Source organism: Methanobrevibacter sp. (genome assembly GCF_045539575.1).
Classification (GTDB): Archaea; Methanobacteriota; Methanobacteria; order Methanobacteriales; family Methanobacteriaceae; genus Methanocatella.
Window position 1 is genome coordinate 1 of the sequence record NZ_JAZQFM010000084.1, and the last position, 23,974, is coordinate 23,974.

Here is a 23,974-nt window from a genome sequence, read left to right on the forward strand (position 1 = left end):
GTTCCCATTGAAGAGATGACAGGAACGCCAAGTTCGTCGCATTTGCAGATAATTGCAATCTTTGCCATTATCGTATCCACGCAGTCAACGGCATAGGACAAATCCTTGGTAATGATGTCTATTTCACAATCGGCCATGTAGAATTCCTTATATGTTTCAACATTCGCATCAGGATTGATTTTAAGGATTCTTTCAGCCATCACGTCAACTTTATGTCTGCCGATTGTATCAACGGTTGCAATCAGCTGTCTGTTGATGTTGCTTTCGTCTACCTTGTCAAAGTCGATTAAAACAAAATTTCCTATTCCGCTTCTTGCAAGTCCTTCGCAAACAAAAGAGCCAACGCCGCCAAGTCCGAAAACGGCAACCTTTGCATCGCTCAACTTTTCCATTCCATCATTTCCAATTAACATTTCTGTTCTTGAAAACTTATCATCCATCTCATTTCACCAAAAAATATAATTTAATTTACAATATAACTATTGATTAGATAACATAAAAATTTATGCAAACATTTCAGAGGTTTTTCATGATTATAGATACTCATTGCCACATTTACAAAAGCGAAATGGAAAATGCAGAAGACATTTTAAAGGAAGCTGCAGAAAGGGACATACATGTGATATTGAACGGTACAGATCCTTTAAGCAACCTGGAAGTATTGGAGCTGGCAGAAAAATACGAAAATGTCCATGCCGCTTTAGGCTATCTCTATTCATTTGCAGATGAGGCAACCGATGAGGACATCTCTTTATTGGACGGGCAGCTTAAAAATGAAAATGTTGTTGCAGTGGGAGAGATTGGCCTTGACTATTACCGCACAAAGGACAACAAAGACAGCCAGATTAAACTGTTTGAAAATATGCTCGGCCTTGCAGAAAAACACGACCTGCCGGTGATAGTCCATTCAAGAAAGGCAATGCAGGACACCTACGACATATTGAAAATGCATGATGTGGCAGGATCCATGCATTGCTATCTTGGTTCTGCCGAAATGGCGCAGCAGTTCATCAAATTGGGCTTTTTTATTGGAATTGCAGGGCCTGTTACTCACAAAAACAACAAGAAAACAATAAAAACGGCAAAAAGCATTGATGTTAATCATATTCTTGTTGAAACCGATTCCCCATATTTGGCTCCTGAAGAGAAAAGGGGTCAAAAAAACACGTCACTCAACATTGAGTATATTATACAAAAATTGTCACATGAATTGGACATGAAAGAAGATGAAGTCATCGAAATAACGACTCAAAACGCAAAAAGATTATTCCGTTTATAGTTTGGTATACGAACTGTTTTATAGGTTTTAAACGAACAGTTCGTATTTATTTCATTTCTTGTTTTTATGCTTGTTTATTTTTTTAAATAAATATTGAACAAATAAGCTTTTTTTCATTTCAGTTAGATTTATTAACTTAGAAAATATTAAATATGATTATATATTGGGGGATAGTACAAATGAGCGAACAAAAACCTATACAAATTTTCTCTAATGTCGATGACAGCATAGGGGTAAACGTAATCAAAAGTCCAGTAAAACTTACAATTTTGGAAATGCTTAGAGACCGTGATATGGAATTTGATGAAATAGTCAGTAACACAGGAAAATCAAAGTCCACAGTTTCAGTTCACCTTAAAAGCTTAAGAGAAAAAGGAATTATATCATACAGAGTTCACCCTGTTGACAACAGAAAGAAAATATTTTTCCTGAATTCAAAATACATTGGTTCAGTTGAACTGTCCGAGCCAAAGCAAATTGAAGAAACCCAATCCAATTACTTAATTAAAAACATTGTCGATGAGGATGCCGAATTTTCCACATTGCTGTTCCACACCCTGAAAGCCATGCTTATTCAGGAAGGAATAAACATAGATCCAATCATGCAATCAACAGGTAACAGTATAGGCAAATCAATTTTTGAAAAGTTATATGATGATGATTTGGATGTTTTCATAAATAATATTGCCGAATTCTGGCAAAGAAAAGGTTTAGGCAGACTCACTTTTGACATTGGTCAAATTATTAAAATTACAACTTATGACTGCTTTGAATGTGAGTTGCTTCCAAAAACAGGAAAACCAGCATGCTTTTTGGATACTGGTATATTTGAAGGTCTATTTACAGAATTTTTCAATCTCCCTGTAAGTGTTATCGAAACACAATGCTATACAATGGGAGACGAAAAATGCGTATTTGAAATAGAACCTTTAGCAATTAAAAACTATTAGTCATCCTTGAATTTGATGACTGTAGTTGTAAGGTAAGGTTTTTCATTAGAAAATCCTTCAATTATTTTTTCGTTTTCACGTGTGCAGTTTTGCACGGAATAGATATCTTTAGGTCTTTCTTTTTCTTCTATTATCTGTTCCAATTGTGAAGTGTTTCTGGAAGCTTTCATCAAAACTACAGAATCACTGTATTCAAGAATTTGTTCTAGCCTGTCGTCAATTTTAGGAACGACTGTCAATACATCGTTTTGCTCAACCAATGCCTCATTTCTGGCAGCTGCACATGCGGTAAATGAAGTGATTCCCGGAACGGTTTCAATTTCGTAGCTTCCTTTTAATTTCTTTTGAATATATGAATAAGTACTGAATACGGATGGATCGCCGAGTGTGATGAATGCAACGTCCCTTCCGCTGTTAAGATATTGGGCAATCATTTCTGAAGCGCTTGTCCATATTTTTTCAAGTTCATCTTTATCTTCTATCATTGGAAAAATAGGAGTAACAAGCATTAATCTTTTGTAATCTTTTCTTTCTTCAAGTACTGGCCTCACGATTGATAATGCAATACTTTCTTTTTCTTTTGATGATTTTGGTGTAAATACAACCGGAACGGTTTTCAATATTCTTGCCGCTTTCAATGTCAGTAATTCAGTATCTCCAGGTCCAACACCAATTCCGTATAATTTTCCTTTTTCAGCCATAATATCACGTATAATAACAATAATTAAATTTGAATATTTATTTTCAAATGCTCTTCCTATAATTTATTTATATTATACTAACTAATATATTTTTAATGTCAAATTCGATGTTTTGCCCAAATTGCGGCATGTTAAAAAGTAATTGTACTTGTGGAAATTCAAGTAATGAGAAGTCAAAAGGTCCTACTAATTTATTTAGTTTTCAAAAGAAGGTTACACATTCTATTCTGGATGATGAAATCCCTGAAGTCTATTCAATTGACAATCATAAATTGGATGAGGGCACAGTTGCATATCTAAAAGAGATTTACCCTCATATAGACGACGAAATCATAGAAAATTTTCCATTTGAAGAGCCTAGATTCGGTCAGCTGGACATAATTCAAAATATAAATGATGCGATTCGTCAAGGTTATAAATACATTATTTTGGAGGCAGGTACCGGTACAGGAAAGTCAGCTATTGCCACAACACTTGCTAAAATGTATGAGTCAGCCTACATTTTGACAATGACCAAGCAGCTTCAGTCACAGTATTCAGACGAATTCGAGTTCCCGTTAGTCAAGGGAAGGGGAAACTTCGCATGCCTGAACAGCAATCTGGAAATGACCTGTGACATGGGGACCTGTAAAACCACTCCGACTTCAAGCAAATTCTTCTGTCCTTACGGAATAGCTAAAAATCCGTCTCTTGACTCAGAACTGGCTTTTGAAGATTCATTTGGAGGGGCTATTTTTTATCAATCCCCGAATCACTGCCACTATTGGAACCAAAAAGCCAATGCAATAAACTCCCCAATCACCCTGATGAATTATGATTATGCAATAGTGGAGCTGAATTATGTAAAGCACTTTGCCCCACGTTCACTGCTGATTTTGGATGAGGCCCACAACATTGAAAATAAGCTGATGGCAACAATGGAGGTTGCATTATACAATAGGCTTCTTGAAAAAGACATCAGCAAGGTAATTTCTCCGCAGACAATAAAAGACGGGGACATTAAAGATTGGATAATGGAAATTGAAGCTATTAGGGAAAGCTATGAAGAGATTGATTTAAAAGATGTCAAGAAAAATAAGGCAGACAGAATCAGATCAACAATATCCAGGCTGAAAACACTTGCAAATAACCTGGAAAAGGAGCCTAAAAATTGGGTTATCGATGCGGAAGAAAGCGGCGTTGTATTCAAGCCTTTAAGGGTTCATCATTATGCAAAAAATAATCTGTTGAAATATGGGGATGTGGTCATCTTTATGAGTGCTACAATCCTTTCCCACAAGATGTTTTCCAAATGGTTGGGATTAAATCCTAATGAGGTGTATCATATTAAGGTTGACAGCCCATTCACAAAAGAAAAAAGGCCTATCATTCTTAATCTGGCCGGTAAAATGTCAGCCAATAGAATCAAAAACACAGCTCCAAAAACAATCCCTATACTTCAGGAAATCCTTAAAAAGCATGAAGGCGATAAGGGATTAATCCATACTCACAGTTACAAATGTCAGCAGTATATACTCAATAACCTGTATAATTCAAGACTAATTTCACACACTTCAAAAAACAGGGAGCAGATTCTGAATTTCTTTGAAAAAGATGAAAATCCATTGGTATTGGTTTCACCATCAATGAGTGAAGGTGTGGATTTGCCTTATGATAAATGCAGGTTCCAGATTATCTATAAGATGCCATTCCCATATCTTGGAGACAAGCAAGTCAATATGAGGATGAAAAGGGATAAAAAATGGTATGCTTATAAGACTGTAATGACTCTAATGCAGGCGTATGGTCGTGGTATGAGAGCAGAGGACGATTCATGTTACACATACATCATTGACAGTGACATTAACATGTTGTTCAAAAGTCCAATGTACAGATTACTGATTCCTGACTTTTTCAAGGAAGCAGTGGTAAGGGTAAAAAATTAGGCGGACCTGGAGGGATTTGAACCCCCGACCTCAGGATCCGAAGTCCTGCGTCATTCCTGACTAGACCACAGGCCCTAAAAATTAATAAAAAAATTATTTTTTAATTTTATCTTCGCTGTCAACAGAAATTATAGGCATTTCGTCAATGTCTTCAACTTCAGCAAAAATATCGTCAATGGATTCGCCTTCACGAACAACCTGTTCGTATTCCATTTCTTCAATCTCATCAGCTGTCAAACCTTTTTTCTCTTTAGGTTTTTCACGGGCTGGAGGGATTTTATCCAATTCCTCTTGAGTTGGTGGTGCTGGTTTTTTAGGGGTGGAAGGTTTTTTAAATTTATTTTTTAATTCTTTAAGATTAAATTCACCAATCTTGTAAGATTCCTTGTCTAGTGGAATGTTACTTTTTGGGATAACTTTTTCTTTTGGTTCCTCTTTTTTAGCAATAGGTTCGTCGCTTTCAACTGAATCTATACTGCTGGACAGACTTTCCAAGGGATTCCTAAATCCGATGATTTTGTAAAGTCCGTAAACTAATAATAATAAACCAAATACTAAAAAAATCAGTGAGATAAAGTTTGTTTCACCTGAAACAACATTATCTATAACTCTGTCACTACGTGATGAAAAAATTGTAGCTGAGATGGCAATCAGAATCAATCCTAAAATTGTACTGACAATCGCTAGGATAGGAGTTCTTCCGATTTTAGCATGAACTATATTGTCAAAGCTTTCGCTCATGTCAGAAGTGAAATCGTCAAAAAATTCTTCATTTTCAGTTGCATCTTCGACGTCAATTTCTTCTTTTGGGGTTTTGATTATGAAATCTTCATTAATATTGTTCTCTTCTAAATTAACAGCATGGTCATCATCACTAGGATGATAGATGAATTCATCATTAATTTCTAAATCTTCATATTCGTCTTTATCTTCGTTAAGATAGTTGATTAACTCTAAATCTTCTTCAATATCCTCTTCGATAACTTCGTTATCGTTGATGTTGTCAATCATGTCTTTGAGATTAGAAATTCTATGCTCTTTTTCTTTAGAATCTTTCATGAACAACCCTCAGTCGTATTCTCTCCAAGTATGTTTGCACTCAGTACAAGTAAAGAAACGTGTAGGTGCTTCATCAGCACTACGAGTTTGTTTTAATTCATAATAAGCTTTATCATTTCCACATTCAGGACAGGTTTCGGTTGTAGTTGGACGTACATCAACATCTTCGCCTAATACTTTAACAGTTTCTTTAGCTTCAACTTTTTTTGAAACTGCATATTCATCGTTATCAGACAATTCGTTTGAATATCCGCAACTGTTACATTTTAAAACTCCATCATTTGGAAGCATCATTGCTCCACATTCGGGACAAAATTCCATTTAACTCTCCTCTATAAAATAATTTTTACAAATATATATTCAATAAATCTTTTTTTCAAGTTATTTAAATATATATCATTATAAGTCATTTTTTGCTACTTTTAAGCAATCTTTAATTATTTCCTCATGGTCGAAAGCAATTTCGATTTCATCTAAATTTTCAGCTGAAAAAATTGCAATCTCTTTGGCATCACTGTCTGCCTTCATATTATTCATATTGCCTTTGGCAGTGAATGCCACTGTGACTGTGTGTCCTCGTGGGTCTCTATCGGGTTTGGAATAAACGTTGACTAGGCTTTTAAGTTCAACATCTATGCTGGTTTCTTCTTTGGCTTCCCTTATTGCTGCAGTTTCTACACTTTCGCCATATTCCACAAATCCTCCAGGTAATGCCCAACAGTCTTTATAAGGATCATTTTTTCTTTTAATTAGAATAAAGTTAAAATCATCATCAAAAATAAAGATGTCTGCAGTTAATGAAGGAATCTTGTAATTTGCCATTAAATCACATTAAAAAAAATAATAGTGAAGCTATAAAGCTTCGTCGATAAGTTTTTTAAAATCAGCACTTTCTTCTTGGAGTTTTTCTGCTGCTTTTTTCAATACTACTCTTGGTCTTTTTCCTCTTTTTGTTTTAATTGTCATTTCAGGTTTTCCGGTAAGAGGGTGATCAATATTGTAAACAGCATATTCCACGTCAGGGTCTTGCATTAATATGTGTCTTAAAGCATTACAGACGCCGTGACTTTCATCTTTTACAATAAATGTTAATTCTAAAGTTTTATCTTCAATAATTTCAATATTTTCCATTTTATCAACCTTAATTAATCATTAACGTAGTTTTTAGAAATTTTACGTTTTTCTTTTTTATTACATGTATTACATTGAAGTTCATTATCTTTTGAGGTTGTGTGCATGAAATCTCTGCATCTAGTGCACATTGCTTTAAGTACTCCGCAATCGTCATCAACTGTACCTAAATCTACATTATCTCCAGTAATTTTAACAACTTTAGCTTGAACGATGTCTCCTATTCTAAAAGCATCTGATAATTTTTCGAGATAATCCTTTTTAGCTTGAGAGATGTGGATTGCACCCATATATGGTAGTGCCAATGGTCTTGCATTGTCTTTCATGCATTCGATTTTTACATTAGCTCTTTGAGGTTTGATGTCAGTAATTTGACCATATATCATGTCTCCGACTTTCAGGAGTGCCGGTTTAGCAGTACCCTCAACAGAAATAACCTTCATTTTTTGATTAATTTTAACATTACCAAGTACAGATGATTTGATATCTCCATTATCATCATAAGTACCGTCCCCTGGAAGATATTGCTCAATTATTCCTAATTTATCTCCAGGCATTACTATTTTTTCCTCTTTCATATCCATATTAAAATCACCAAAACAAAGATTTTATAAAAATTTCTTTAATATAATAATTTTATTTATATTCATATTTAAAACTATTTATAACGTTCATGGAACAAAATTTCATCCAATTGATAATTTTCCCACTCTCTTTTGTTCAATACAATCTCCAGTTCTTGGGGTGTTAGGAGTGGTTTTTTATACATTTGTGAATCATCAATTGCTATTCTTGGACAAGCGCTAACAACAAACGCTTCCAATTCAAAATAAGGCAATAATATGTCTGGATTTATATTGTCCGCTAAAATGATATATGCTTCCATGTCATGGTCTTCAAGTGTCTTTTTAAGCTGTCTTGCCAGCGCCATCCTGTATTGACCCTCTTTTGAGGAGACAATTATTCCCCATTTTTTGGCAGACCTTGCCTTTGTTATTCTCGCAAAGCGTATTCTTAAGATTCTGTCAGCATATTCGTCCATGCTTCTGATTTCACTGTTGTATGGGTCAAGCGCCAGGACCGGAACGTTTGAGAATAGCCTTATGCCCAGCGGGTGGAAATTTCCGCTGCCTATAAACAGAATAACTTCAACGTCCAAATCTTTGATGGAAGAGAAATTGCATCCCAAAACCTGTCCTTTTCTAGTTGATGGGGATGATCCAAGAATAACCTCTTTACCGTTATCTTCCAGAAAATCCTTTGTTTCATTTAAAAGATGTAGGTGTTGGGTGGTTGTGACCAGTCCTATTCTTGAATAGCTCTTTAGTTCATCCAAACATTTTTCAAGGTCTTTTTTAATGTCAATATTTGAGAATGCCTCAATAAAAAGAGTCGGAATTTCATATTTCAGCGGAAGCGGTGTGTGGCCATAATGGACGATAAGGTCAACTGACCCTTTCATTTTCCAGTCGCTCACATCACAGGCACCGAAACACGGGTCTCCGGAAATAATCACTGTTGCATCAGTTTCATCCTCAATCTGGCGGGCTATTTTAATGGCTTGCATCTTTAAGCCTTCAGGAAACTGAAGCCCAACTATCTGCGCATCTTTTGAGTTGATCTTACGGATTACCTTGTCCAAATCCATATCATACATTGACATTTTAATCTTCAATAGTGCTTTCGATAACTACTTTACCGTCAATGACGTCCAGTTTCACTATAGATAAAACGTCAACGCCGGTTTCCTTTTTGACGATTTCCTTACCTTCTCCCTTGTCGATAATGGCTACTACGGATTTCAAATCCAAGCCCATGTCTTCCAGTGTTCTAATCAATGCGACTAAGGTTCCGCCGGTACTTACAACATCGTCAATGAGTAAAATTCTTTCGCCTTCGTGCAAGTCATTTACATAAAGGTTTGATGAGCCGTAACCTGTTTTTTGATATACTTCTGTTTCTCCAGGAAGTCCGTATTGTCTTTTACGGATTACAACAAAAGGAATGTCAGTTGCAAGGGATAGGGCAGTTGCTAAGTGAATTCCCATTGCTTCAACAGCAACAATTTTATCGATATTTAAATCAGCGTATTTGTGAACAGCTAATGCTAATTCTCTAAGCATTAAAGGGTCCATTGCCGGAACACCGTCACTTATTGGATTTACAAAGTAGTTATATTCACCTTTCTTTACAATTGGGGATGCTTCTAATGATTTGATTACTTCTTCTAACATAGTCTCACACAAAAATTTAAAACTTGTTAATTATAAATATATTTTATTATAATTATATAAGTTTTCTAAAATCAATTATTTTAAGTGATTAATATGCTCGGAAATTTAGGAGAAAATCTTACTAATACAATGAAAAAATTAGTAGGAATGTCAGTAATCGATAAAAAGACAATCAAAGAAGTTGTTAAAGATATTCAGCGTGCATTAATCCAATCCGACGTTAACATTAAATTAGTTTTAGATTTATCTAAAAAAATTGAATCAAGGGCTCTTGATGAGGAACCTCCAAAGGGAATCACTCCAAGAGAACATGTCATAACAATCATTTATGAGGAAATGGTAAATCTTTTAGGCAGCGAAGCCGCCGGACTGGATATCAATGAAAGGCCATATAAAATATTGTTCCTGGGTCTTCAGGGTAGTGGTAAAACTACCACAATCGGTAAGTTATGCAGATACCTTCAAAAAAAAGGTTTCAATCCTGCAGTTGTCTGTACAGACACATGGAGGCCTGCGGCTTACGAACAGTTAAGGCAATTGACTGAAGAGATGGACGTTCCGCTGTACGGGGATCCTGACAACAAGGATGCGCTTGACCTTGCACAGAAAGGTTTGCAGGAATTCAAAAACAGGAAAGTTATCATTTTCGATACTGCAGGTAGGCACAAGCAGGAACAGGACCTCATTGCTGAGATGGACGAACTGGACAATATCATCAATCCGAATGAAGCTATTCTTGTAATTGACGGTACCATCGGTCAGCAGGCGGGCGAACAGGCCAAGGCATTTTCACAGGCAACCGATATCGGTTCAATCATAATTACAAAATTGGATGGTTCAGCTAAAGGAGGGGGTGCGATGTCAGCTGTTGCAGAAACAGGCGCTCCAATCAAGTTCATCGGTATCGGTGAGAGAATTGATGACTTTGAGCTCTTTGATCCTGAAAGGTTTATTTCCAGGCTTCTTGGAATGGGGGATATCAAATCCCTTATAGAAAAGGCTGAGGAAAACATTGATGAGGACATTGCAGAAAAAACCATGAACAACATGCTCACAGGTAAGTTCACACTGATGGACATGAAAAACCAGTTCGACATGATGAACAAGATGGGACCTATGCAGCAGGTGCTCAACATGATTCCTGGTATGGGAAATAAGATTTCAAAAGAAGCATCCAAGATGACAGAAGACAAGATTGACACCTATAAAATCATGATGTCTTCAATGACAGAAGAAGAAATGTTAAATCCTAAAATCATTAAGCAGTCACGCATTCGCAGAATTGCTCGCGGTGCGGGAGTACAGGAAAGCGAAGTCAAAGAGCTTTTAAAATACTATAACAATACCAAAAAGACAATGAAAGGAATAGGAAAACGTGGTGGCCGTTTAGGCGGCGGTGCAATGAACCGTATGATGGGCCAATTCATGAATAGATAAAATGTACGAGTTAGCTAAAAAAATTTTGGAAGAGACTGATGGAAAAATCTGCAAAAGTTGTTTGGGACGTAAATTATCAAAGACAATAGAAGGCACCAACAACATCGAAAGGGCGGATAAGGTATGCAAAGAGCTTGACATAGATTTGGAAGGCGTCGAATGTGTCGTCTGCGATAATCTGTTCGACAAGCTTGATGATGATTTATACAAAAAGCTTGATGATAAGATAAACCAGTTGGGAATAGAGTTTGACACATTTCTGGTTGGCTCCAAAATCGACAAGGACATTCAAAAAAGAGATGAAGAGTTATCTGAAAAATTTAATTTAAGCGTTGAAACCATCAAAAAGGAAGTCAACAGGCTTATAGGCCTTGGAATTTGGGAGAGATATGACAAGGAAGCCGAATTCGAATCCCAGGATATTGTCTTTAACATTGATCTGGTCAGTGAGCCGAAAGTCAGAATCCAAATTAACCCGTTGTATATTGAAGGAAAATACAATAAGCTTAAACGTGGAATTCCTCAAACAAAATGGCCATGTACCAAATGTAAGGGAAGAGGCTGTGAGGAGTGCAATTACACTGGAAAACAATATCCAGAATCTGTAGAAGAGTTAATTTCTGAGCATTTTTTAAAATTAACAAAAGGCAAGGAAGCCAAATTCCACGGTGCAGGCCGTGAAGACATTGACGTGTTAATGCTGGGTTCAGGAAGGCCATTTGTCCTTGAAATCAAAGAACCGAAAATCAGGAATCTTGATTTGGCTAAACTTGAAGAAGAAATTAATAAGATTAATGAAGGAAAGACTTCCTATCATAATTTACATCTTTGCGAGAGGAGACGTAAGGCAGAAATCAAACAGTCCTCTCCGGATACATATAAAGTTTATCAGGCCTCTGTAAAATGTGATGAATCATTTGATAAGGATAAGTTGGGGGAATTGACTAAATTGAATGAAATTCATCAGCAGACTCCTTTAAGGGTGCTTAGGAGACGTGCAGACAAGGTGCGCATCAAGCATGTGCTGGACTTGTCCTATGAAATAGTCGACGATACACATTTCACAATGATCATTAAAACAGAAGGCGGATTATACATTAAGGAATTGATTTCAGGCGATGAAGGCAGAAGCCATCCTAATGTTGGAGAAATACTGGGCGTTAATGCTGTTTGCGAACAGCTTGACGTAATTGAAGTAAGCGAGAAGTAGATATTATGGCAGATGAATTTACACATTTAACAGAAAACGGCGTACACATGGTTGAAGTTGGTGGCAAGCCAGACCAGAAAAGAAGAGCTATTGCCAGCGGCAGTATCTTTTTGGATGAAAATACAATAAGACTAATTCAAAATGAAGAAATTAAAAAAGGAAATGTTTTAACAACCGCTCAAATTGCAGGTATTCAGGCTGTAAAAAATACTTCTTCAATAATTCCTCTTTGCCATCCGTTGGCATTGACAGGAATAGAGCTTGATTTTGAAGTCAAATCCAATGAGATTATAGCCAGATGTTCCGTAAACACTTTAGGCAAAACAGGTGTGGAAATGGAAGCTATAACCGGTGTAAGTGTTGCTCTTTTAACCGTATGGGATATGGTAAAGGCTGTAGAGAAAGATGAGGACGGCCAATATCCCGACACAAGAATCAGTGACATTAAAGTTATTAAAAAAGAAAAAATTTAAACTTTATATATGATGAACAAAATAATTATATTCAGTTATTTTATGTTTAATTAATTTAATAGGAGATTACTTATGGCGAAAAAAAATGATAAGATTTCTATGCCTCAAACCGGTGCAGGTTTAGTAAGATACTTTGATGAAGAAAGTTTAGGTCCAAAACTCGCACCTGAGCATGTATTAATAGCTACCGTAATTTTAGCTATATTCTGTTTTGTTTTAAGATATTCAGCTTAAAAATATTGTTTTTTAAAAAACAATACTCTTTTTTTATTTAGGATTTATTATGTTAACTAAAAGAATTATTCCTTGTTTAGATTGTGACTTGCAGGTTCCAGAGGGTCGTGTTGTTAAAGGTGTGGAATTTAAGGAAATAAAATATGCCGGAAATCCAGTAGACCTTGCAACTAGATACTATGAGGAAGGAGCAGACGAAGTTGTTGTTTTAGATATCACTGCATCACATGAACGCCGTGCTACAATGGCGGATGTTATAGACAGACTGACTGAAAACGTTTTCATGCCGATATGTGTCGGCGGAGGAATAAGAAAGGTTGACGATTACATTAAAATGCTTAGGGCAGGCGCTGATAAATGCTCAACCAATACTGCAGCCATTAAAAATCCGGAACTTCTGACAGAAGCTTCAAAAGTTGTGGGGTCCCAGGCTGTCGTAATCGGAATCGATGCGAAAAGAAGATATGTGGACCATCCCGATGATGCTCCGGATAAAACTGTCATTGAAACTGAAAAGGGTTACTGCTGGTTTGATACAAGCATTTATGGAGGACGTGAATTCACAGGCATTGACGCAATCCAGTGGGCAGTGGAATGTCAGGAACGTGGAGCGGGCGAAATATTGCTTACAAGTATGGATGGAGACGGAACCCAAAACGGATATGACATTGAACTGAACAAGACAATCAATGATGCGGTTGATATTCCGGTAATAGCAAGCGGCGGTGTTGGAGAACCGAAACACATCCTTGAAGTGTTTGAAAAGACAGACGTTTCAGCAGCTCTTGCGGCAAGCATATTTCATTTTAACCAATATTCAATAGGCACCGTAAAGGAATACCTCAAAGAGAATAATGTGGCTGTCCGCTTATGATTATCAAAACACCTATTGACTTGGAACTGACACAATTGTCAGGTCAGACTTCACAGCCTCCTTGGGCTGAAGTTGACGGTACTTTTTCTAATGTTGTCAATGTTGGCGGCAAACCTGTAATTTTCAATGCAAGGCAATCAGGCGAATTTTTGGATTTTGATTTTAAAGGGGACATCTCTCAGGATGAAGCCGTTTCAAAATTAAGCTACATTTTTGACTTGGATTTTGATTTGGATAAGTTTTATAAATATTTGGGCAATCATGCTGAGCTGGCGGAGATGTCCAAATTCTGCAATGGTCTGAGACTCTTTTTGGCGCATGATCCATTCGAGTGCATTATCTCATCAATATGCTCTGCTAACAATTCCATTAAGAGGTGGACAAAATCCATTTCTCAAATAAAATGTAATTGGGGAAATCAGCATGGGGATTACTATACATTTCCTCAAAGCAACGTTTTATTAAATGTGTACTTGGACAGCGAAGAGGAATCTGATTTGTCAGATATTTCAGATATTGAAAGCTGCACTGATAATCTTAAAAATTGTGGCGTGGGATATAGAGCACCATACATGAGAAAGGCAAGCGAGCTTTTTACAGATGAAATGGACCTTCACGACATTTCAAAAATGAGCTATGATGAAGCTTTTGAAAGCATATTGAAGGTTCCTGGTGTAGGTCCGAAAGTTGCCGACTGCATTTTGTTATACGGATTTAACTTCAGGGAAGCTTTTCCTTCAGATGTATGGATAAAAAGAATTGTCTCTCACCTGTATTTTGATGGAAAGGATATCAGTGTTGCCAAAGTCCGTGAATTCGGAATGGAGGAGTTTGGCAAAAATGCGGGTTATGTGCAGCTTTATTTATTTCATTATGCTAGAAAATCCGGTTTGATGTCAAAATTGAAATAATTTGAAAAGAATTATATCATATGACTTTAATATAATCATTTAATGGAACAGAAAAATTTAATTTTATTGATTTGTACAGTATTATCATTCTTTACAGTATTCGCCGTTAATGCGGTAAACATTGTCATTCCGTCCATCGCAACTGAATTCGGAATGAGCAATATCATTCAAAACTGGGTTACCATTATCTTTTTGTTGGTTGTGGCTGTACTGTCGGTTCCAGCAGGCCAAATTTCAGGAAAATATGGTCTTAAAAAAGTTACAATCATAAGCATTGTTTTGTTTATCATAATTTCAATTGCCAATGTGCTTGTCACTTCACAGGAACAGTTCCTTTTATGCAGACTTATTTTAGGAATTTCCCTGTCTTTTATTAATGTAACATCCATGGCAATGATTGTTAATGCCTTCCCGCCTGAAGAGCGCGGAAAGGCGCTGGGAATAAATATCACCGGAGTATATGTGGGATTGTCATTGTCTCCGGTCATTGGCGGAATTTTGGATTATAATTTGGGGTGGAGATCCGTAGTGCTCTTTGGAGTGCCGTTCCTGTTTGCAATTCTTGCATTGCTTTTAACTAAAATCAATGAGGAGTGGAGTTCCTTTGAAAACATGCCACTGGACATAAAGGGATCATTTGCATATGGAATAGGAATAGTTCTCTTTATGTATGGATTCACCATTCTAAACACTCAAATGGGAATAGCATTGACAGTTCTTGGATTAATAATTCTTGTGGTATTCGGTTTGATTGAACTGAAACAGGAATATCCCGTCTTTGACATAAGGTTTTTCAAAAACCATAAATTTCTATCAGCCAATTTCGCATCACTGTGCGCTTATTTGGCTACTTATGCAGTAACAACAATCCTTAACTATCACCTGCAATATATTAAAGGATTTGATTCACAGACTGCAGGTATGATATTGCTTGTCGCTCCGTTGTGTCAAGTGGTTTTAGCGCCGATTGCAGGCAGATTGTCAGACAAGTTCGTTCCGCAAATCCTGGCAGCTATCGGAATGGCACTGGGAACAGTTTCACTGTTTCTGTTCTCATCTTTAGATGCTGCAACTCCAATGGTATTTTTAATTGTTTCAATGATTATTTACGGTATTGGTTTCGGGCTGTTCTCTCCTCCGAACACAAATGTAATCATGGGTTCAGTTCCTGCGAAAGACACCTCAGTTGCATCAGCAGCGGTTGCAACAATGCGTACTGTTGGCCAGGCGATGAGTATGGGCATATTGACACTTGTATTTGCATTCGTAATGGGTGATGTTCCAATAATTGCACAGTATTATCCCTTATTGATTAGCAGCTGTCAAATAACATGCATTATCTGTGTGGTGTTATGTATAGCATCCGTATTTGCTTCATTTGTTGGAATCAAATCAAAAAGTTAGCAAACAATTATAATTAATTTAATTCGTCCAATAACTCAAATATTCTCTTTGCTCTTTTGTGGCATTTATTATAGATATTTTTTAAATTTTTTGGTTTTTTTGAGTCATAATCTACCATATTTCTATATTTTCTTAAGATATTAAGTCTTTGAGCAATTTTTTGCCAACATTGTCATGGTTTAATAATGGGTGTTTGTCAAAAGTGTGTCTTGTTTCTTGGTGAATTCTACCTGTTTTGGAGTTCATTATTCTCTTGTTGAAATTATTTAAAAAGGTTTTATTTTCTAAAATGAAATCTCTTGATTCTAAAAATGAGGAGTAATAAAATCTGCCAATTCCAGTTCTTAATTTAGCTTCATCGTTTTCATTTTGATAGGATATTGCATGTTCATAATATTTGTACCAATCGAATTGTTCACTGTCAGACATTAGCATTCCACCAAAAGAATATATTCGTTCATTGTTTTAGGGTATTTATCAATAATTTTATCGATTAAAACATCTTCTTTTTCGAGCAATGATTTTTCATCGGATTCTGGTGTATGGATTACTATTTCAAGTATTTTTTCATTAGGGTCGGTTTCTTTCATGAAATCAAAAGAAATTTCACTGATGATGATTTCGTTAGAAATAGTGTCAGCTAATTCACAAACCATTTTTTCTAATTCTTTATCTTTTTCGATGAATTCTTTAATTTCATTCAGATTATTTGATGGAAAATCATAATGTTTTTTTAGAAAATCTTTAAGATCATTATCATTGGCCATAAATATCGATCCTGAACTTGCATTTTCCTGCGAAATCTGCATTTCTAGTCTTTGTGTGAAATTTTGTCTCATATAATAACCTCCAGATATTAATTTAAACTTAAATTAAAATATGTATTGGGGGTTATTTATATTTTTAGTTTAATTTTAAGTCAATTTTACTAAATAAAAGCAATTTTGATGTAAAAATAAAAAAGAAGTTGAAAGATAAGGGTTTATCTTTCTTCAACGGTCACTCTGTTCATTTTGTCTCCTTGTTGGATAGCGTTAACAACATCCTGACCTTTGATAACTTGTCCGAATACGGTGTGAACGCCGTCTAAGTGTGGTTGAGGACAGTGGGTAATGAAGAATTGGCTTCCACCTGTGTCTTTACCTGCGTGTGCCATGGATAATGCACCAGTACCGTGTTTGTGTGGGTTTCCTTCGGTTTCACATTTGATTGTGTATCCAGGTCCTCCGGTACCGTTTCCGATAGGACAACCTCCTTGAATTACAAAGTTAGGGATAACTCTGTGGAAGGTTAAGCCGTCGTAAAAGCCTTCTTTGATTAATTTTTCAAAGTTAGCTACAGTTCCCGGTGCTTCATTTGGGAACAGTTCCAATTCAATATTTCCTTTATCAGTTTCGATAATAGCGACTTTCATATTTATCACCTAATTTTTAAATAATACTAATACTATAAATATTAATGATTAAATATTTTTTAAAATATCACATACTTGTGCTTTCTACAGTATTATTATATGAAGTTACATGGTAAATAAACTTATCCTAATCTTGTTAAAAGTAATGGTGGATTATTTTCAATGACCTTTTTTATGCAATTATTATGATATCATGTCTATAAATCTGATTTTAAGAACGTTATAGATAATTTGGACCGATTAGGTTAATTTCATTGAAATTTTTGAATTGCTGATCAAAGCTGACCAAATCAGTAATGTTTGATTCCTTCATGGTTAGGATAATGCTTGAATCGGTGAAACTTAGTTTTGTCTTTTTACTGTTGGCTCCAACAATTTTTTTGAAGATATCAAATGTTTTAGCAGTGTAGTTGAAAATAGTGTACTCATTTAATATTTCAAAGCTGTCAATCAGGCCGTAGTATATCTCTTCAGCAGCGTTGATGTTCATTTTCCTGCCAGTTAATGTTAAAACTTCGTTCAGTACGTTATTGTTAATGTAGCAGTCCTGTGAGAGAATGTCTTCAGCTTCTTCTAGTCTTAAAGCATTTTCATGCAATTCATCATTTGAATTGACATATGCTAGGATGAATGATGTATCTAGGAATACTTTTATCATTCGTATAAACTCCTTTTCAAGTCTACGGCATTGGTCTTTTCATCAGTTTTAAAAGCACCGGCTAGATTTTTGAAGTTTCTTTTTTTTCTGAAATTTATTTCAGGATTTCCATTTTCATTGATGGCCCATTCTACAACAGTATCATTGTCAATGTCATAATTTTTTCTTATTTCTTTTGGAATTGTGGTTTGATAATTGCTTTGAATTTTACTTGTGGCTAGTATCAGCATTTTTTCCACCTCTTGGATTTTAGTATCTATGATATTATCTGTTTCTAATAGGATATAAATGTATATGATAAAAAATTTTTATTAGAAAAGTTTATATTATAGTAATTAAATATAATATGATATAGAGAATGTTATTCCAATCATGAGTATAAACCACACCATATTAATTGGATAAACATGTACGAACTCATGAAACATTCTTTGCGCAATTTAGGAAATTATCAAGTGTCCATTTCAGCGTATTATTTTTGGAAATCTGAATGCCTATTCTTTATCCTATTTGGTAAAAGTAAAGGTAGGAGTATAACTTTATCAAGATGTCCTGTAAATGTTACAATGACGACATATGAATGATAAATTTTGTACTGGGAAATCTTCAAAGAAAGATTTCTAAATTTTTGAATAAACTCTAATGAGGTTATAAAATGAAAGATAATAATATTAAATCTAAGAAAGATGATGATTCTAAAAAAAGTAATAATGAAATTATTGAAGTTAAAAGTATGGAAGAATTTATTGAACTTGTAAATAGACCAATCGTTATTGAAAGTAACACATTAGGAACTCTTGAGTTAAGACCAATTTTTGATGATGATTTAAATTACTTATTAAAAAATATTAAAGATGGTCTTGATGGGGAGTCTTTATGTAAAGGTTTTATCATTAATCAATTAATCTCTCCAGAAATTTCAATTGAAAGTTTAAATGACTTGAATCAGTCTGAGATAAAAAGTATTCTAGAGAGATATTTAAAATGCAATAATATGGATGAATTTTTTAATTTATCAAATGATGATGTTTACAATGATTTTAAAGAGGGTGTAATTGCGTATAGGGAACATATAGTTAAACCTTTTGAAGATAATTATGATAAAATGGTTGATTCAATACGCAACAGTCTTAGTTCACTCAATATCTACAGTGGTTTAGAAGATTATATTTTAAACACCCAAATAACATCAATGCAGCAAATGGCTAATAATCTAGGTGTTTCACAAGCAGTTCAAAATCTCAAACACATGGCTGACATTACATCACCTATTGATGATGCATTAAAATATTCTGCTGTTTCTCAGGCTGTGTCTGCTGTGGATTCTGCTAGGAGGATGGTGGGTAGTGTTGTTGAGTCTAATATGGCTGCTGTTTCTCAAGCATTAACTGGAGTGGATGCAATGAGTCAAACAATGATTAATCTTAATCATGTATTTAATAATTCTGCAATATTTCAAGCATCAGAGATTTTAAAGGCGATTCAACCACAGATTGATTTTTGGAACGATTGGATAAACAGTAACGAGTATATTATTAAGTTTTTTGAAGATTACAATGAATTTTGGAAAAATGTACAAGAACGTTATAATATATCAAAGAAAAGAGCATTAAATTGTATAAAAAAATATCATTGGTTCATTAGTCCAAGTATGGATCCATCCATTGTCTATGACCTTGTCTCTATATGTGAAAGCAATTCTAAAAGTAAATGGGGAGCTATTAATCATGTTTTCAATGACTATTTCTTAGGCAATGATTGTGAAAATCTGGATTTGTTTGTTGATAACTGGAGCTCAAATCCTATTTTTGATGGTAGGATGAAAATTATTAGGGATTGTGTTAAAATCATAAAAAATTGCCCAAAAGATGTCAATTTTTCAAATTTAGTTGTTCCAGTTCTAATTGCTCAAATAGATGGTATTCAAATGGAATTCATGAGTCAAAAAGGGCTTAAGGTAGACAGAAATATTGTATGTGATCTTGATGGAAATCGTAAAAAGGACGAGCATGGCCAAAATATTAAATTTGATAGATACATTAGAGATTTAACTTCTGGCGATGAATATTTAGATGCGATGAGTGATGTCTTTTTAGATGTTCTTTTTCAACACACCATGCAGGGAGAGGGTTATCAAACTTCAATTAAATTTAGCAGGCATAAAATCATGCATGGAGAAAATTTCCATTATGGGAGAATATATAATGCAATGAGATGTTTCATGATTTTAGATTTTTTACATGGGTTAAGTTTGGAAAATTAAATATGCAGGTTATTAATAGACCCCATATTTAAAAAATGTAAAATAGCTATAAACTATTTTACTAAATTTTTATTTTATATGTGGTAATTTTTTAGAGGGATTAAATTTTATGAGATTCATAAAATTTAATTTTTGCGGATTCTCATTTAAAAATTCAATAATAATTTCAATGAATTAACTTTTTCCAAAAAACTATACTCATTAGTTTCATTGTAATTGTGTAATTTGAATGGATATTTAAATAAATTTAAATCTGAAAGTTGAATTGTTATGCCAAAATCAACATTTCCATATTTGTCTAAAAGTTCCTCTTCAGATATCAGCGATTGTTCTTTAAATATTTGCAAATAGTGGTCTATGGTATTATTAATGATATGATGTGAATTATAATATCCATAAATCTTTTTAGAGTCTCGTGAATAAATAAAGATTTTATCAATTGGCTTTTTAAGTCTAAATTTTCTAAAAGTGACATTTTTACCTTCTTTAATTTTATCAATTTCATATTTTGAAAAAGACATTAAAATGGATTTTTTATTAGGTGGTTCATAAATATAATCATCAGATTTAACTTTATTTTTCATTGATTTAACTACACCCATATATCCTGGAAACATGAATTTTTCAGACCATCCATCACGATATAATTCTTTTAAAATATCTGCTTTTATTTTGTTTGGGATTATAAATTTATAAAAAATATTCTCATTTGGATTAAGATTAAATTCATCTCGGTCTTCAAATAGAATTTTATCCAAGGGTCTATAATCAATCTTCTGGCCTTCATTAATAACAAATGTGAATAATCCTTTTTGAGCTCTTAGATTATTGTTTAAATAATATTGTGGTCTGTAAAATAATATTTTATTATCTAATGGTTTATCCAAATATTTATTTTCCAATAATTTATAATTTAAAGCCCATAACACACCCTCGTCTCTATTGTTCTTTAAGATATTTTTCACTGCGAAATATAAACCTACTTCAAATCTGTAGGACCAATCCAGTGCTTCAGTTGGTAAACCATAATGTTGAGCTAATGAAATAATTTCAAAAAAATCAGGATGAGGCCAACTTTCAGGAGTGAATTTAATATTTTCATGAATCAAACTACGTATACTAGTGTTTACATTTATTTCTAAACCTGTTTTATCAATCCAATTAAAAAATCTTAGGAGTAAATGCAATTCTCTTTTTATTTGCAATTCTTTTTTAGAACCAACACTACATAATATTTTTTTATCTGTTTCTTTTTGAATAAACCCATATTTATCAAGAATTAATGTATCTTGTTCATCATTAATCATGTCACAATACTCTTCATAATCAATTTTAAAGTTTTTTAAAGAATCATTGAGCAACTCTTCCCAGTTATTTTCTACTTTCCAGTTTACAATAAAATCTGAACTAATATACTTATTAATCACGGCTTGATCAAATTCATTTCTCCTTAAAGCCTTAGGAATTAAGTCATATTTTACATTTCCAATTCCTCTAAAAATATATTCTTTCCTATTAAAATTAGAACTATAAATTTTATTAATTAAGTCCTCATAACTATCAATTTCAATTTCTTTTATAAATTCATCACATTTCATAAAAACTTCACTTCCTAAAAATAATATACTATAAAAATTTATCAGATAACTGATATTAATATATTGATTAGCAAACATGTATTGAATTAGAGTTTGGTAAATATTATGAGATATTGTTAACTTGATTTAATTGAATAGTTCTTATTTTAAATAAAATCTTGAGGAATCGAAATATTTCACTTTAGATTTTATCTTGTTGATTTTACAGGTTGAAGAGAAGGATTTACTTTTAACATTTGAATTGTTTCACAAAAAAGAGATATAAGTTACTATCCTAATCTAGAAGTGTATACAATTAAAGAATATATTGCGAATATCCATTAGATATTGATGATCCTTATTGTGGAGATTATAATATCTACGAAGCATGCTTTTGCGAGATTTATCAAACCTTAAAAAAAGTTAAATTAATTCATTTCACTAATACTGAATTACAGAGTTGTTAATCTTGTTTTTTTTATTTTTTATTTAGCATATTATCTAAATTTTTGATATATTCATGTTAATTGCATTGACAATGAAATATTGCTTTTGTTTCGTAAAATTGTAGTCAAAAAAATGAAAAAATATTTAATATAGGTACTTTATAATTTAATATAATTATTTTAGGTGTTTATTATGGTTATTAAAAATAATATCAGAATAAAAAATTTTGGCCCAGTTAAAGAAGCTAATATTGATATTTCCCCATTAACAATATTTGTTGGTTCAAATAGTTCAGGTAAATCCTATTCTGCATGTTTAATTCATTCTTTATTAAATCCATTTAATGGAAAATTTGAGGATATTGAAGATTCAATTTCAATCGATTCTTTAAAGTATATACTTGATAATAATGGGGATATTTTTGATGAATATAATTATAAATTCATTGATTATTTAAATTCAAATCCTGATTTTTCAAATAATCCTTTTAAATTACCTGTTGATGAATTTGATAAGTTATTTTATGAAGGCATTGGTAAATTTTATTTAAAATCTATAGAATCCAATTTAAAGAATACTTTTTCTAATAATATTAATAAACTTGATAATATTATTAATTCTTCTTTTTCAATAGAATTCAATGGAATTTCTTTGATGAATGATAATGGAAAGTTATTGTTAGATAATTTCTTTTTAGAAACAACTGGGGAATCTGAAAATAGCACTGATAATAAAGGTGAAGTAGTGTTAAGTATGTCAAGGGATGATGAGTTTGTTTCAATAATATTGAATCCGATTTATTTAAATTTATCTAAGTTAGATAATACGTATGTTCCTGGAATAATTTATGGAATTCTTTCCCAAGCATTTATTTCTAATTTAGTAGAAAATTCATATTATCTTCCTGCTTCAAGCTACACTATTTCCAATCATTTAAATTCATTTTTAACACATGAAATTAATGGGAATATAAATTCTTCCAAATTAGATAAAGAATTAATGTCTTTATTATTAAATAATGAGACTTCTGAGGAGGGATTTTATAAGGATATTGCAGCTGAATTGAGTAAAGAAATACTCGGAGGGGTTTTGCAGTTTAATAATGTTGATGAAGGTATTAAATTCATTGATGAAAAAAATGGAATTGAATTTGATTTCAAATCACTTTCTTCATCAGTAAAAGAATTAACTCCATTTATCAAATATTTAGTTGATTTATCAAACAAAGAGGATTTTTTAGTAATAGAAGAGCCTGAAAACCATTTACACCCTGAAAATCAAAGAATATTAGTTAAATATTTAGTCAAATTAATCAACAATGGGCTAAATATTATATTAACTACTCACAGTGATTATATTCTAGAACAATTTAATAATCTTATTAGATTAGGTAAAGTAAATGAAGATAAATTAAATGAATTAGGATATTGTGATGAAAATATTTTAAATCATGAAGATGTTAAAATTTATAATTTTAAAAAGGAATCTGATTATCTTTATGTTCCTAAAGAAGTAGATGTTAATGAAACAGGGTTCATTGACGAAAACTTCTCAGAAGTTACAGATGAACTTTATAATGAGTCTGTAGATATTATTAAGGCAATGGAGAAGTGATTTCATTGCCTAAAGAATTTTTTCATAAATTTTATTCTAAAAAGAAATTTTCAAAATCAAAAAAAATTTTTGCAAAGGATTGTAAAGAAAATAATTGTAAAATTATTGACCTTCCAAAGAATTATATTTTTTTGAATGGGGATGAAATCGAAAAATGTTTATCTGGAGTTTTAAATAAA

27 protein-coding genes and 1 tRNA gene are annotated in these 23,974 nt (G+C 33.3%); 12 read left to right on the forward strand and 16 right to left on the reverse strand.

Annotation, left to right across the window (positions count from 1 at the left end; translation table 11 throughout):
- The coding region (locus ACKI30_RS10405; RefSeq protein WP_407412227.1) for a ThiF family adenylyltransferase at positions 1–440 on the reverse strand (440 nt) is incomplete at its 3' end.
- A gap of 89 nt (positions 441–529) precedes the next feature.
- Between ACKI30_RS10405 and ACKI30_RS10410 the strand changes: the two genes are divergently transcribed.
- Complete coding sequence (locus ACKI30_RS10410; RefSeq protein ID WP_407412229.1) at positions 530–1,279, forward strand: TatD family hydrolase; 750 nt, start codon at positions 530–532, stop codon at positions 1,277–1,279.
- A gap of 179 nt (positions 1,280–1,458) precedes the next feature.
- Positions 1,459–2,229: a V4R domain-containing protein gene (locus ACKI30_RS10415; RefSeq protein WP_407412231.1), complete on the forward strand. Its 771-nt coding sequence runs from the start codon at positions 1,459–1,461 to the stop codon at positions 2,227–2,229.
- On the opposite strand, the gene cobI is transcribed toward ACKI30_RS10415, so the two are convergent.
- Positions 2,226–2,930, reverse strand: coding sequence for a precorrin-2 C(20)-methyltransferase (cobI, locus tag ACKI30_RS10420; RefSeq protein WP_407412233.1), 705 nt, complete (start codon positions 2,928–2,930; stop codon positions 2,226–2,228). The two genes, ACKI30_RS10415 and cobI, sit on opposite strands and share 4 nt — an antisense overlap.
- A gap of 95 nt (positions 2,931–3,025) precedes the next feature.
- Between cobI and ACKI30_RS10425 the strand changes: the two genes are divergently transcribed.
- The gene (locus ACKI30_RS10425; RefSeq protein WP_407412235.1) at positions 3,026–4,855 is read left to right on the forward strand and encodes a helicase C-terminal domain-containing protein; all 1,830 of its coding nucleotides are present in this window, start codon (positions 3,026–3,028) and stop codon (positions 4,853–4,855) included.
- Position 4,856: 1 nt separating this feature from the next.
- Here the strand turns inward: ACKI30_RS10425 and ACKI30_RS10430 are convergent.
- The 8 genes from ACKI30_RS10430 to hpt form a co-directional block, all read right to left on the reverse strand.
- Positions 4,857–4,930 (reverse strand) — tRNA-Arg (locus tag ACKI30_RS10430).
- Positions 4,931–4,948: 18 nt separating this feature from the next.
- On the reverse strand, positions 4,949–5,914 hold the full coding sequence (locus ACKI30_RS10435) for a topoisomerase IV (RefSeq protein WP_407412237.1): 966 nt from the start codon (positions 5,912–5,914) through the stop codon (positions 4,949–4,951).
- A gap of 9 nt (positions 5,915–5,923) precedes the next feature.
- Positions 5,924–6,235, reverse strand: a complete 312-nt coding sequence (locus tag ACKI30_RS10440; RefSeq protein WP_292741189.1) for a transcription factor S — start codon at positions 6,233–6,235, stop codon at positions 5,924–5,926.
- 78 nt (positions 6,236–6,313) lie between these two features.
- Entirely contained in the window at positions 6,314–6,736 is a 423-nt protein-coding gene (locus ACKI30_RS10445) for an NUDIX domain-containing protein (protein ID WP_407412239.1), read from the reverse strand.
- A gap of 30 nt (positions 6,737–6,766) precedes the next feature.
- Positions 6,767–7,045: a DNA-directed RNA polymerase subunit L gene (locus ACKI30_RS10450; RefSeq protein ID WP_330007891.1), complete on the reverse strand. Its 279-nt coding sequence runs from the start codon at positions 7,043–7,045 to the stop codon at positions 6,767–6,769.
- A gap of 14 nt (positions 7,046–7,059) precedes the next feature.
- On the reverse strand, positions 7,060–7,629 hold the full coding sequence (locus ACKI30_RS10455; protein WP_407412240.1) for an exosome complex RNA-binding protein Csl4: 570 nt from the start codon (positions 7,627–7,629) through the stop codon (positions 7,060–7,062).
- A gap of 74 nt (positions 7,630–7,703) precedes the next feature.
- The gene (dph2, locus tag ACKI30_RS10460) at positions 7,704–8,708 is read right to left on the reverse strand and encodes a diphthamide biosynthesis enzyme Dph2 (protein WP_407412264.1); all 1,005 of its coding nucleotides are present in this window, start codon (positions 8,706–8,708) and stop codon (positions 7,704–7,706) included.
- Position 8,709: 1 nt separating this feature from the next.
- A complete protein-coding gene (gene hpt, locus ACKI30_RS10465) occupies positions 8,710–9,279 on the reverse strand; it encodes a hypoxanthine/guanine phosphoribosyltransferase (RefSeq protein WP_407412242.1) in 570 nt (189 codons plus the stop codon).
- Between the two features lie 87 nt (positions 9,280–9,366).
- Between hpt and ACKI30_RS10470 the strand changes: the two genes are divergently transcribed.
- From ACKI30_RS10470 to ACKI30_RS10500, 7 genes are all read left to right on the forward strand, one after another.
- Positions 9,367–10,716 (forward strand): signal recognition particle protein Srp54, encoded by a 1,350-nt coding sequence (locus ACKI30_RS10470; protein WP_407412265.1) that lies wholly within the window; start codon positions 9,367–9,369, stop codon positions 10,714–10,716.
- Positions 10,709–11,926 (forward strand): tRNA pseudouridine(54/55) synthase Pus10, encoded by a 1,218-nt coding sequence (locus tag ACKI30_RS10475; protein WP_407412267.1) that lies wholly within the window; start codon positions 10,709–10,711, stop codon positions 11,924–11,926. The genes ACKI30_RS10470 and ACKI30_RS10475 overlap by 8 nt, the downstream gene beginning before the upstream one ends.
- 5 nt (positions 11,927–11,931) lie before the next feature.
- Positions 11,932–12,399 carry a cyclic pyranopterin monophosphate synthase MoaC gene (gene moaC, locus ACKI30_RS10480; protein ID WP_407412244.1) on the forward strand — a complete coding sequence of 156 codons (468 nt, stop codon included), beginning with the start codon at positions 11,932–11,934 and terminating at the stop codon, positions 12,397–12,399.
- 72 nt (positions 12,400–12,471) lie between these two features.
- Positions 12,472–12,633 carry a preprotein translocase subunit Sec61beta gene (locus tag ACKI30_RS10485; RefSeq protein WP_407412246.1) on the forward strand — a complete coding sequence of 54 codons (162 nt, stop codon included), beginning with the start codon at positions 12,472–12,474 and terminating at the stop codon, positions 12,631–12,633.
- Between the two features lie 49 nt (positions 12,634–12,682).
- On the forward strand, positions 12,683–13,507 hold the full coding sequence (hisF, locus tag ACKI30_RS10490) for an imidazole glycerol phosphate synthase subunit HisF (protein WP_330007888.1): 825 nt from the start codon (positions 12,683–12,685) through the stop codon (positions 13,505–13,507).
- Positions 13,504–14,418 (forward strand): DNA glycosylase, encoded by a 915-nt coding sequence (locus ACKI30_RS10495; RefSeq protein WP_407412248.1) that lies wholly within the window; start codon positions 13,504–13,506, stop codon positions 14,416–14,418. Before hisF ends, ACKI30_RS10495 begins: the two co-directional genes overlap by 4 nt.
- 42 nt (positions 14,419–14,460) lie before the next feature.
- Entirely contained in the window at positions 14,461–15,822 is a 1,362-nt protein-coding gene (locus tag ACKI30_RS10500) for an MFS transporter (RefSeq protein WP_407412250.1), read from the forward strand.
- Positions 15,823–15,954: 132 nt separating this feature from the next.
- On the opposite strand, the gene ACKI30_RS10505 is transcribed toward ACKI30_RS10500, so the two are convergent.
- The 5 genes from ACKI30_RS10505 to ACKI30_RS10525 form a co-directional block, all read right to left on the reverse strand.
- Positions 15,955–16,251: a hypothetical protein gene (locus ACKI30_RS10505; protein WP_407412252.1), complete on the reverse strand. Its 297-nt coding sequence runs from the start codon at positions 16,249–16,251 to the stop codon at positions 15,955–15,957.
- The gene (locus ACKI30_RS10510; protein ID WP_295159790.1) at positions 16,251–16,661 is read right to left on the reverse strand and encodes a hypothetical protein; all 411 of its coding nucleotides are present in this window, start codon (positions 16,659–16,661) and stop codon (positions 16,251–16,253) included. The genes ACKI30_RS10505 and ACKI30_RS10510 overlap by 1 nt, the downstream gene beginning before the upstream one ends.
- 143 nt (positions 16,662–16,804) lie before the next feature.
- Entirely contained in the window at positions 16,805–17,236 is a 432-nt protein-coding gene (locus tag ACKI30_RS10515; RefSeq protein WP_292741165.1) for a peptidylprolyl isomerase, read from the reverse strand.
- A gap of 220 nt (positions 17,237–17,456) precedes the next feature.
- On the reverse strand, positions 17,457–17,894 hold the full coding sequence (locus ACKI30_RS10520; protein WP_407412255.1) for a type II toxin-antitoxin system VapC family toxin: 438 nt from the start codon (positions 17,892–17,894) through the stop codon (positions 17,457–17,459).
- Entirely contained in the window at positions 17,891–18,124 is a 234-nt protein-coding gene (locus tag ACKI30_RS10525) for an AbrB/MazE/SpoVT family DNA-binding domain-containing protein (protein ID WP_407412256.1), read from the reverse strand. The genes ACKI30_RS10520 and ACKI30_RS10525 overlap by 4 nt, the downstream gene beginning before the upstream one ends.
- A gap of 425 nt (positions 18,125–18,549) precedes the next feature.
- On the opposite strand from ACKI30_RS10525, the gene ACKI30_RS10530 reads away from it, so the two are divergent.
- The gene (locus ACKI30_RS10530) at positions 18,550–20,157 is read left to right on the forward strand and encodes a hypothetical protein (RefSeq protein WP_407412258.1); all 1,608 of its coding nucleotides are present in this window, start codon (positions 18,550–18,552) and stop codon (positions 20,155–20,157) included.
- Positions 20,158–20,303: 146 nt separating this feature from the next.
- On the opposite strand, the gene ACKI30_RS10535 is transcribed toward ACKI30_RS10530, so the two are convergent.
- A complete protein-coding gene (locus ACKI30_RS10535) occupies positions 20,304–21,755 on the reverse strand; it encodes an FRG domain-containing protein (RefSeq protein ID WP_407412260.1) in 1,452 nt (483 codons plus the stop codon).
- A gap of 618 nt (positions 21,756–22,373) precedes the next feature.
- On the opposite strand from ACKI30_RS10535, the gene ACKI30_RS10540 reads away from it, so the two are divergent.
- The gene (locus tag ACKI30_RS10540; RefSeq protein ID WP_407412262.1) at positions 22,374–23,795 is read left to right on the forward strand and encodes an AAA family ATPase; all 1,422 of its coding nucleotides are present in this window, start codon (positions 22,374–22,376) and stop codon (positions 23,793–23,795) included.
- Positions 23,796–23,974: the final 179 nt, after the last annotated feature.